Source organism: Parageobacillus thermantarcticus (genome assembly GCF_900111865.1).
In the GTDB taxonomy this organism is placed as follows: domain Bacteria; phylum Bacillota; class Bacilli; order Bacillales; family Anoxybacillaceae; genus Parageobacillus; species Parageobacillus thermantarcticus.
This window is the reverse complement of the sequence record NZ_FOJS01000067.1, coordinates 1-10,553: the sequence shown is the minus strand read 5'-3', so window position 1 is coordinate 10,553 and position 10,553 is coordinate 1. Positions and strand designations below refer to the sequence as shown.

13 protein-coding genes and 2 pseudogenes are annotated in these 10,553 nt (G+C 36.0%); 4 read left to right on the top strand and 11 right to left on the bottom strand.

Going from position 1 to position 10,553, the window contains the following annotated elements; all coding sequences use genetic code 11:
* The 4 genes and pseudogenes from BM278_RS16970 to BM278_RS19530 form a co-directional block, all read right to left on the bottom strand.
* A pseudogene (locus BM278_RS16970) lies at positions 1 to 654 on the bottom strand (Nramp family divalent metal transporter); the annotation flags it as partial.
* Positions 655 to 962: 308 nt separating this feature from the next.
* Positions 963 to 1,910 carry a cation diffusion facilitator family transporter gene (locus tag BM278_RS16965; RefSeq protein WP_050367242.1) on the bottom strand — a complete coding sequence of 316 codons (948 nt, stop codon included), beginning with the start codon at positions 1,908 to 1,910 and terminating at the stop codon, positions 963 to 965.
* Between the two features lie 14 nt (positions 1,911 to 1,924).
* On the bottom strand, positions 1,925 to 2,233 hold the full coding sequence (locus tag BM278_RS16960) for an ArsR/SmtB family transcription factor (protein ID WP_050367241.1): 309 nt from the start codon (positions 2,231 to 2,233) through the stop codon (positions 1,925 to 1,927).
* A gap of 225 nt (positions 2,234 to 2,458) precedes the next feature.
* Entirely contained in the window at positions 2,459 to 2,584 is a 126-nt protein-coding gene (locus BM278_RS19530; protein WP_256368158.1) for a hypothetical protein, read from the bottom strand.
* A gap of 502 nt (positions 2,585 to 3,086) precedes the next feature.
* On the opposite strand from BM278_RS19530, the gene BM278_RS19360 reads away from it, so the two are divergent.
* The 3 genes from BM278_RS19360 to BM278_RS16950 all read left to right on the top strand — a co-directional run bounded on the left by BM278_RS19360 (position 3,087) and on the right by BM278_RS16950 (position 4,369).
* Positions 3,087 to 3,320 (top strand): hypothetical protein, encoded by a 234-nt coding sequence (locus BM278_RS19360; RefSeq protein ID WP_236933431.1) that lies wholly within the window; start codon positions 3,087 to 3,089, stop codon positions 3,318 to 3,320.
* Between the two features lie 14 nt (positions 3,321 to 3,334).
* Positions 3,335 to 3,736: a GAT domain-containing protein gene (locus BM278_RS19355; RefSeq protein WP_050367240.1), complete on the top strand. Its 402-nt coding sequence runs from the start codon at positions 3,335 to 3,337 to the stop codon at positions 3,734 to 3,736.
* A gap of 183 nt (positions 3,737 to 3,919) precedes the next feature.
* On the top strand, positions 3,920 to 4,369 hold the full coding sequence (locus BM278_RS16950) for a hypothetical protein (RefSeq protein ID WP_050368667.1): 450 nt from the start codon (positions 3,920 to 3,922) through the stop codon (positions 4,367 to 4,369).
* A 211-nt stretch (positions 4,370 to 4,580) separates the two neighbouring features.
* On the opposite strand, the gene BM278_RS16945 is transcribed toward BM278_RS16950, so the two are convergent.
* The 4 genes and pseudogenes from BM278_RS16945 to BM278_RS16935 all read right to left on the bottom strand — a co-directional run bounded on the left by BM278_RS16945 (position 4,581) and on the right by BM278_RS16935 (position 7,409).
* On the bottom strand, positions 4,581 to 5,048 hold the full coding sequence (locus BM278_RS16945) for a ZIP family metal transporter (RefSeq protein WP_244151217.1): 468 nt from the start codon (positions 5,046 to 5,048) through the stop codon (positions 4,581 to 4,583).
* Positions 5,049 to 5,073: 25 nt separating this feature from the next.
* Positions 5,074 to 5,298 carry a ZIP family metal transporter gene (locus BM278_RS19350; protein WP_244151216.1) on the bottom strand — a complete coding sequence of 75 codons (225 nt, stop codon included), beginning with the start codon at positions 5,296 to 5,298 and terminating at the stop codon, positions 5,074 to 5,076.
* Between the two features lie 136 nt (positions 5,299 to 5,434).
* Positions 5,435 to 5,665: pseudogene (locus BM278_RS16940) on the bottom strand (PCYCGC motif-containing (lipo)protein); the annotation flags it as partial.
* A 1,270-nt stretch (positions 5,666 to 6,935) separates the two neighbouring features.
* Entirely contained in the window at positions 6,936 to 7,409 is a 474-nt protein-coding gene (locus BM278_RS16935) for a LysR family substrate-binding domain-containing protein (RefSeq protein ID WP_244151215.1), read from the bottom strand.
* 517 nt (positions 7,410 to 7,926) lie between these two features.
* Here BM278_RS16935 and BM278_RS16930 point away from each other — a divergent pair.
* A complete protein-coding gene (locus BM278_RS16930; protein WP_003250473.1) occupies positions 7,927 to 8,673 on the top strand; it encodes an enoyl-CoA hydratase/isomerase family protein in 747 nt (248 codons plus the stop codon).
* Between the two features lie 161 nt (positions 8,674 to 8,834).
* Here the strand turns inward: BM278_RS16930 and BM278_RS16925 are convergent, their stop codons facing one another.
* The 3 genes from BM278_RS16925 to BM278_RS16915 all read right to left on the bottom strand — a co-directional run.
* Positions 8,835 to 9,461: a MarR family transcriptional regulator gene (locus tag BM278_RS16925; protein ID WP_090952161.1), complete on the bottom strand. Its 627-nt coding sequence runs from the start codon at positions 9,459 to 9,461 to the stop codon at positions 8,835 to 8,837.
* A gap of 7 nt (positions 9,462 to 9,468) precedes the next feature.
* A complete protein-coding gene (locus BM278_RS16920) occupies positions 9,469 to 10,167 on the bottom strand; it encodes a CPBP family intramembrane glutamic endopeptidase (protein ID WP_090952158.1) in 699 nt (232 codons plus the stop codon).
* Positions 10,168 to 10,269: 102 nt separating this feature from the next.
* Positions 10,270 to 10,553, bottom strand: a 284-nt coding sequence (locus BM278_RS16915; protein ID WP_143093483.1) for a transposase, incomplete at its 5' end; no start/stop codon positions are given.

The window sequence follows — 10,553 nt, the reverse complement described above, 5'->3', positions numbered from 1 at the left end:
CGCTGCATTAATAAATAAAGCGAAGAATAGGGCAATCGTTGAATCCCAAGTAGCATATTTGATCGCTTGTCGTTTACCCGAGCTGGTTTGTTCGTATTGACGTGTCTGCACAATGGAAGAATGCAGATAAAGATTATGAGGCATTACGGTTGCACCTAAAATCCCGATTGCAATATAGAGCATGGATGGATTGTTAATAATCTCTTTGCTTGGAACAAATCCCTTCAATATGCCACCTACATCTGGTTTAGAAAGAAAGATTTCAGTCGCAAAGCAAGCACCAATGGTTAGAATTAAAACAATCACCAACGTTTCAATATAACGAAAACCTTTATTCTGCAGTAGCAATACGACCAGTACATCCAGAGCTGTAATAATCACTCCATATATTAACGGAATGCCAAACAACAATTTCAAAGCGATTGCCGAACCGATCACTTCGGCTAGATCACAAGCTGCTATCATTAATTCACATAAAATCCATAAGAATATCGCCACTGGTTTGCTGTAATGATCTCGACAGGCTTGTGCTAAATCCCTTCCCGTTACAATTCCCAACTTGCCAGCCAATGCTTGAAGCAATATTGCCATTAAATTGGAAAGCAAAATAACGGAAAGTAACGTGTATCCGAACTGGGAACCTCCCGCGATATCAGGTTGGTTGTGTCCGTTTATTTCTCCAACCTTCTTTATCTGCTAACGACAGCTTTTTTATATTTTCACTCATGATGCTCACCTCATGATTGGTTTTCACTAAATATTTTGCATTAAGGAAACTTTTAGGCTAAAAAAATTGCTCCTACATTTAGAATTAGATATATGTAAGAGCAAAGAAAATGTTGCCTAAATAAATTGTACATCAGAAAATTTTTTAGTCAAGGAAAACTTTTATCGTTTATTAGTTTAAGTTTGCTAAAATATGAACAATGACTGATCTTGCTCTATATTGATTATACTTTTCGTTAGATTTTCATGTCCTCGTGATGAATTTGAGAAGTCTCAATTTGAATGGTTGTATGCTGAATTTTAAAGTGTTCCTCAATAAAATGGATCGCTTCTTGTAAAACCTTTTGGCTGTCTTGATGATCTTCAATTAAAATATGGCAACTTAATGAATCCAGCCCTGATGTAATCGTCCAAATATGGAGGTCGTGAACATTAATAACTCCGTCAATACTTTCTAAGACTTTTTTCACTTCATTTAGGTCAATGGTAATGGGCGTTCCTTCCATCAAAATGTGAACCGTATGTTTAACAACTCCCCAAGCGCCTTTCAAGATTAATAAAGCAACCAAAACGGAAATAATGGGATCTGCCACATACCAACCAAAGATCCACATGACAAGCCCAGCAACGATAGCGCCTACGGAACCCAGAGCATCACCGATCACATGAAGATAGGCACTACGAAGATTGACATTATTTTTCACATCCCCTTTTTTCATTAACGCCCAAGCACTTAAAAGATTGGCAAAAAGTCCAATGGACGCAATCAGCATCATAGAGCCGCTAGCTACCGTTGGTGGGTTGTAAAAACGTTCAATTGCTTCCCAAATAATAAATCCAGCGATTACAAACAAGGTAACTCCATTAAATAAAGCGGCTAAAATTTCAAAACGATAAAAGCCATACGTTTTATTGGGGGAAGCTGGTTTGGTGGCAAACCAAATAGCAACTAGACTAAGAACAAGTGAACTGGCATCACTAAGCATATGACCAGAGTCAGAAAGAAGAGCTAGACTGTTTGTGATTAAACCTCCAAAAAACTCCAATAACATAATTCCAGTGGTAATGAGAAAGGCAATCGTAAGCCCTTTTTTATTCCCTTCTCTACTGTGATCATGATGGTGTCCGTGGTGATGGTGATGACCATGGTGGTCGTGAGAATGATGGTGGTGATGATGATGCATGATAAAACGCCTCCTTAATGATGTTCAGCATGGTCAATGGCTTGTTTTAATAATGAAATAACGTGTTCGTCATCGCAGGAGTAAAACAGTGTTTTTCCTTCACGGCGATACTTAACCAGTCTCAGATTGCGCAACATACTAAGTTGGTGGGAAACGGCTGATTGTGACATTTCCAACACTTCTGCAATGTGATTGACATTGCACTCTTCTTGCGATAACAAATAAAGAATTTTGATTCGTGTTGGATCGGCTAATACTTTAAATATGCGCGATACATTTTCAATGGTTTCAGATTTTAGGAAAGAATGGTCTTCGGTCTTCATGATGATTTCCCTCACTTTATTTATTATATATGAGCATATGTCCATATGTATGTATCATATTTTACCTTCATTTTTTTGTCAAGTTTAGGAAATATTTTTTCATGAAAATGGGTGATTTAGATAATAATGAATGAGGGGGAGACTGAGGACAAACGTTCAGGTGGAAAAATCGGACTTGCAACATGCCGATTTAAGGGTATAAAAAGGACAGCAGTGAGCTGTCCTTTAAAATATCAGCACATCTTTTGTAAATTCTTCTTCAAGTTCCCGTATGACGTTATCCTCATTACTTGTTTGTTGTGTTTGTTCCTCTTTTTTCTCAGTTTCTTTCTTGTCTTTATCCCTGTTCATTAGAAACCTCCGTATGAATGCAGTTTATCGATCGATTCAAAATGACCACTTTTTATTGCTCGTTTTCGATTTCATTTTTAGCATCCTTCTTGTTACGTTCTGTATACCATATCATCTTCACATTTTAATTGTGTCACATCCGCTTTCATACTTTTAGCGATGTCTTGAGTTCTGATGAAATAACATCGTTTTTGATAAAAAACTCCCGAAAGAACCATTTTTTGGATTATTTTCTCTACACATCCGCTAGATTATTCTTTGGGATAACATACAAAAAGGCACAATTTAACATAACGGGTTCGGTTGTTGAGTATAAAATTGAAAAAAGTAATACAAAAAGGAGTTCAATTCGCATATGAATTGGACTCCTTTTATTTGTTGATATATCAATGTTTTATTGAATTTATCACCATTAATCGCATTATAATTAGCAAGTGACTGCTGACCAACAGACAGTATTCCAAATATGTGTTAAAATTGATGCTAATTGGACATAAATTCATTGATGACTTCCCTTTATCGTGTATTTGCCAAAGAAATTCACTTATCTAATGCCCACCATTTTCTTTGTCAAACGGATAAAACAAAATCTCGGAAACAAGCTCGTGAGGAATTTATTCAAGCAGGAGTGGATTTAATCAACTGGGGAATTAACTTTGGTTATGATTACAAGTTCTTTGCAGAAATTGGCTTTTCTGAAACTGGAAGAATTATTTCATACACACCAATTTCATAAGAAAGTCATTTCAGGTGGCAGCAGTCATTATGAATACGCTGATAATTCGATTGAACATCCACTTGCGACAATTGACAGAAGATTTCGATGAATTGATTGTACAACCAATCTTTCATCATTCGAACCAAAGGACATTGCTAATCGTGAATGACAACGCCACAAATACCTTTATCCAGCACATTCGAAGACGGCTATCTATTTTAGAAAGACCATTGATAACAGCTCGTGGTGACGGAAAAAGCTATATCTATTCAAACTTTAACTCAAAGTATGCTCAAATGGCTCTTACCATACTTCGGACTTACTACAATTTTTGTTTAGCATACAAAACAAAGGAGACAGTAGGAACACCTGCTCAACGATTAGGCATTGCAAAAAAACAATTTGATTTAAAAGAAATAATCTATATGCAATAACCTTAAGGGATTTGATATTTTATAGGACCAAATCAGTATACGATTTGTTTTTTATTTTTTGCTGAAATATCAATATTTTTTGACTAAATCCTTTTTAATGATTTTGGTATTTTATGTTAAACTGAATATATAGATTACTCAGAAAATTAGCAAAGGGAAAATTAACCCATGAGGGGGAAGTGTATGAAAAAGTTTTTAATTACATTATTAGTATTAATTGCGTTAGGCATTGGGGGGGATTTTGTTACTGAACTATTTAGTGCTAAACCACCTTTACCAACCATAACTGTTGGAGAAAAAAAGGTAGAAGTGGCACAAGGTTCGTATTGTTGGAATGGATTACTTAGTTCTGTTTGTGCCGATACAAGTTCTCCGCCAGAACTCATTAAAAATCAAGAACTAAAACCTGTGGTTGTACCACCAGATTCCCAATTGAAAATAGAATTCAAAGATGAGCCTAAAGAAAATACATTAGTAGTAAATAGATGGCTTACAAATGAAAAAACAGAAAATGTTCCAATAAATGATAATGTGATACTATTACCAAAAGAAAAAGGTGTATATGTGTATGATGTTTCAGCGAGATGGGAAAAGGGAGATTCAAGTTATGCCTTTGTAATTGAAGTACGGTAGTAACATTTTAGTAACAGTCTTAATTTAACAAGTCAATATAATTTTAGTTTAAAACGCTTGGAATAAACCCAAGTGTTTTAATGTGCTTTTTACTTTGTTAAATTTGGTTCGAATTTTGTGCTAATTACGCTGTTATTTGTACTGTTTTTCTTGATTTTGTACTTCTGAACCGAACCCGTTAACTTAACATGCACCTTTTTAGTAAAGTCTTTTATAGAAAAAACAAGTAAAATGAAACCAATACAAAACCGATTACAGCCATGATAACGCAGTATATTTTGGTAGATGTGCGTAAAGCTGTTCCAAAAATTTCTTTTCCCGTCACGGAAAGCATTACCCCCATCGCCAATGCGATAATCATTGCTACTAGCCAAGGGACACCCATCCCATAATTACTTCCGATGAAGGCTCCAACTCCTATGGGGGCGGAGGCTATGGTTGCCCCAAGTATGATGCTGAAAATTCCAAACCCAGCCATCAGCAAGGGAGTAAAAACAGCAATCCCTTCTGGAATATTGTGAAGCATGATCGCAGTCATCATTGGTTTAGTCAATGAATCGTGAGTATTGGCTCCAAGTGCGATGCCTGTTGGAAAATTGTGCAGGGCAATACTGAATGTTAAAAATAGACCAGAATGTACAAATAAGTCTTTTTTAGCGTCATTGGTAATAATGATCACATGATGGGAAACCTTTTCTAGATGCTTATAAATAACCAAAAATCAATCCGACAATAGCAATAAACCAACCTCCAATTTCTATGCTTTCAGGCAAAATTTCCATCGTGACCAGTCCAAATATCATACCACTACATACTGAAAAAATGGTTGGCGTTCCTTTTTGCCAGCCTTTAAACAACCAAGCAATCACTCCGCCAGATAACATTCCAATAGCAGAAGCAGAAAACCCTAAAAGCCAAAGTGAGTTCATCCATCATCCCCCTTGTACTAAGTTGTCTTTACTTTTATATCTGCCAAACTTATAAAATATGCCTTAAGAAAACAAAAAATCCTCTACCGTGGGAGGATTGTAAAGCCTTCGTTTTCGGAAAAGTGAGGTTTGTTTATTATAAAGGCATTGGAGTTTTAGTTGGTTTTGCGTAACCTTCTTTGTACTTTTCGTCAATGTAGTGGCGAATTTCCTTTATAGACATACCTTCTTGTTTCATTTTAATGGATTCCGCGGCGATTTGTAAGCAAACGCCACAACGAGTACCGTGGTCATTCCAGACAACAGAACCATCTTCATTGATTTTTTTGACAAAGCAATTCATACTACTTTTATGTCCTGCACTCTTCTTTTGTTTGGTTATATTGATTATTTAGCACATAGTTCTATTTTTTATAATTCTAAAATAAAAAAAACAGTGATTGCTTAACCTTGACTTAACACAATCAATAAATTTTTTGACGGCTGAAGAGATGTTTTTCAGAGATATTACCGCAATCCCTATGGTACGATAAATGATCTCTTTCTAAATGAATAAAATACAATGTGTGATACACGAAACAAAAGCATTTCAGGAAGTATACTGATTCCAAGATCAGCTTGATTTTCAGCTACTTCATATTTCGATCTTTGGTGGCACTTGATTTTCCTTTAAAATCCGCCTTACATTGTTATCGCTCCCCCACTCTGGCATAATAAACGCTTCTTCTTCCAGTTAGGGAAAGGAAATCATCTGTTGTTCGTGTTCGTGAAAGTGGGTTCATCCGCCAACAATGCAAACTATTATGTCTTTTTTAAAAAGGATGATGTCAAACGATTTAGATGTAGGTAAAGACACAAACACGAAATCTACTGCACCATTCCATTGATCAATATCATTGTAATCCCCTTCTAATAGTCTAATTAGAAGGATGCTGCATCTGGAATTGTTTTATAATTCTGGACAAACTGCTGTGATCAACTAGACAAATAAGAACGAATATGCTATTATCTTAGTAATCTTATCCAATTTTTTGGCGGTAATTATCATTTTTTTATACGATTTATCAAAGATTATACGCTATTATTTAAGTTAACTTACTGTTTTATCATTTTTTTATCGTTTCACTTTATATTATGTCAACTAATCAATTTCCCCGAAATTTGAGGGTTTCTTCCCTCAAGTACCCATAAAATCAATTATCCGGAACTTGTTAACCTAAGTTCCTCATAATTTTTTGTGTTTACGAATTATCATTTTAAACTGTTAGCCACTACGGGTATGCGAAAAGTTGTTGATAGCATTTGCCGTCCCCCATGTAAATTTTGGGCAAACTTAATAAACCTTAGTAAATTAACTTCTTCACAAATAAAACTCTATCTTGATTCGGTCCATCATAATCAGTATATACAGAGGCCCCGTCATTTCTTTATCTCCATTTTTTATGAATTATATAGGCACTTACTGAGCTAAAGATAGAAATTATATTTGTCCTCTTTGAAATTTTTGATGCCAGATCAGTCTTTTCATGTTTATACAATTATTTGGACTTAAAGTGGAACTCAAACTCTGTATGGTTCACCAACGAGTTCTCGCTTTACTCATATTGGTGTCCCCCACATTTAACGGTTTGCTTGACCTAAAAGAGATCATTCCAATCATGCTGGTTAAAGAGTGGAATGACAGATTTTTTCATTAGATCAATAAACACATGCACAGTTGGTGATAAATTGTCACTTTTCCAAGCAAGCGCTGTCGTAGTGGTAAATCGATTATTCCGAATGTCACGATAAACAACTTTATTTTTGAATACATATTGTATCGAAGCTGGTACAAGAGCTACGCCCATTCCTGCTGAAACAAGAGAGATGACAGTAGGTAATTCTTGTGTTTCTTGTACTACCTTTGGATGGAATCCTGCCTGATAACAACCGTTCATCACTGTATCATAATGACTTTGATTTGCCTTTCTTCCCGTTAAAATGAATGGATCGTTGGATAAATCAACAAGATTAATTGGGGATGTTTCGGAAGCTAAAGGATGATCCTTTGGTAAAGCAATGACCATATTTAAACGAGCTGCCGCTTTACCAAAATGTAATTCTTCAGCCACTGTTATGAAATGATTCAAATCCCACTTTTTTCATTCATGTAGATTGCTAAGAAAGTTATCAACATAGCAAAAGTGATACTATTAACCATTTCACCAATAAATCGAATCCAGACGCTTCAGTAAAATAGATGAAATTTTGAAAAATTTTAACTCTAAACTACAGAATATTCCCCCTTTTCTGAACCAATTCTTATGTTATATTTATTATATTATAAAAAACAAATACTAAATTGAAATCATTTTGGTATGTATCTCTTTGTCAATGGTTAGCATCCCAGTGAAGAGAGATTAACGATATTTGTTTTCTATCAATGGAGCAGGGAAAAAGCGGTGTCCTATGCAAAGAGTCAAGGGTATACAGTAACCTGTTCTCGTCGAATAATAGGGGTACCGCCAACAAAATGCGGATTTCGCACGTTAATTGCGGATTTGAAATTGTCACGGGCACAGGTGGTATCCGTTACAATGGAAATCTGGAAAAGGTGCCAGATATGACCTTCGAATGGAGGGAATGGAATTGGAATTCAACCATATTATCGCAGAAATAAATAACAGGGTCGGCATTATTACATTAAATCGTCCCGAAAAAAAGAATGCCATATCCATGCAAATGAGAGAGGAAATCTCAGAATGCCTAAATGCTTGGAAAACAAGCGACGATGTGATGGCTGTGATCATTACGGGTTCATCTTCTGCATTTTCCGCCGGATTTGATTTATCCGAATTTAACAATCCTGAGCAATTTGGCCGTTTATTACAATCATCGTCACAATACCATAAGGATATCTGGTTATTTCCCAAACCAACCATTGCGGCGGTCAACGGCGTTGCACTCGGAGGCGGATTTGATTTGGCGGCCTTTTGCGACTTTAGAATTTGTACGGAGTCCGCTTTATTCGGCCATCCTGAAGTTAAATTTGGGGCACCCCCGCTCATCACACCACTTCGATGGATTGTGGGAGAGGGCATAGCGAGAGAACTATGCCTGACGGGCCGTACAATTGATGCAAATGAAGCTTTACGCATCGGTTTGACAAATGAAATTGTCATAGATAAGAACATTTTAGATCGTGCTATAGAACTGGCCGAGACCATATTAGAAGCCCCAAATGATACGTTGCTTTATTTAAAATCATTTATGACGAGCAGCAAGCAAAAAGAATTTGAAACCTGCTTCTCCATCGAGCATGATGAAGCTTTTCGGAAGCTGCTGCTCCCCAAAGCAGAGGCAGGGTTAAAAAAGAATCACGGCTCCAAGTCATAAATCAATGCAATATTTCTACCGTTTTTAGTCAATGGGATACACTAGAAGTAAAAGAAATCTTAAACGCACGTCGTGCTGGTGACAACAACTCATCGGTCGGCAATGATTCCCCTCTTTTCAGAATTTTATTCAAAATTTAGTTGCCGTTTAGTTCAGGCGGATTATTTTACTTCTTCAATCCCTTTATTTTCATTTACAAATATAACAGATATCCCAGTTCTTTCTTTTGCAAGACGGGGTAAACGTTCCCATAGATTACGATATTGTTGCATATCAGGTAGAGCTATGCTATATTTTGCATTCGGATCACTCATCCTTTGAAGCGTCTCCCCTAAAATAGCTAAAAAGTAGTTTACTCTCATAGCACTCCGTGTGCCACAACCCTTAACTTCAATTATCCATCTTTCTTTACCTTTAAATGCATCAATATCAATACCTTGACTCTTTCCCCATGCAACCTGTGTATTCCAACCATTAGAAATAAGGTAATTATTTAATATTTCTTTAATTTCATCTTCAGACAATCCGTCATTTTTAGATTTAGAGGATTTATATTCTTTTTGCTTAGGTTCAAATGTAAAATCATCTAAGTAGTTCCTAATTAGCCCATCTTGTCCTTTGATACGTTTAATCATTCCTTTTGATTCCATATTCCTGCACGTTACATTAACACTTTGTTGTGGTTCTCCTTTCCCCTTTATCTTGTCAGTGATTTCCCTGTCGGTTAAACCATTCTCAATTTTTAATAGCTCAATAATCTTGTCTTTTAAAGTTGATATTTTCTCCACCCCCCTCTTAAATTTGTTTAGCTTCTTTTACCTTTATTTTACTTGGTAAAATAGCCGCCCTCAAATCAATGATAGTATGTACGATAATTGGTGCCCAAATTGTCCCAAAATATATATATAAACACGCGAATGAAAAGCCCATCAATCCCGTTCCAATAACATTTTTCCAACCTTGGTATAGATGGGCTGTTCCGAAAATGATGCTAGTAATGATAGCAATCATAAATAATGGGATATGAAAAGGAAGTTCTTTTAAATAATAGAACATAAAACCTCTAAACATCACTTCTTCGCAAAAACCGGCTGTTAACGCCACCAACACAAATAGCATGCGTTCTTTAAAATCCTCTGGCAACATAAATTCAATGACTTCAAGTTGCTGATAAAGTTTTTCCTTGATTGATTTTACATTCATAATGATGATGAAATTAATGATCAACACGAAAAGAAAACCAACAAGAAAACTTAAAAAATCTTTGATAGCTTCCAAATGAGTGATGAAACCTAAATCTTGAAAGTCTCTATGGGTCATTAACCAATACAAAGCAATGATTCCAACTGTTACCCATTGTATGAATATAATTTGAACATACATTTTCTTTTTATTTAGTCTTTCTTTATCATTGTTGATTTTTTTCATCCAAAAGTAGTCTAAAATTGGATACATAATGCTTAACAAGATAAAAATAGTTGTCATTATTAACATTATTTCTCCTCCGCAACCCAAAAAGAAATAGATATTTCATACTGTAGTTGAGCAATTTTAATTACAATAATTACCATGTAAAAGAGACAAACAGGGTACCCCTTATGCCACGTGGAGCTGTTTTTTCACGGTATCAATGGGAATATTTTGTTTCGCTGCACGGTAAATGAACTCCACGAGGCTATGTCCTTTTCTCTTGCGCAGAAGATCGAGCCCATCAGAAAAATCGCTGTTCGACTCGAACATGCTGTACACGTAAGCAAGCTGCACCAAGATCCAGTAGCGTTTCACCGCCCGACGTCCGCGAACGCGGTATCCATCGAGTTTCAGCTGGTCTTTCGCTTGACGGAAAAAACATTCGATCGACCAACGCTGGGCATAGTAGC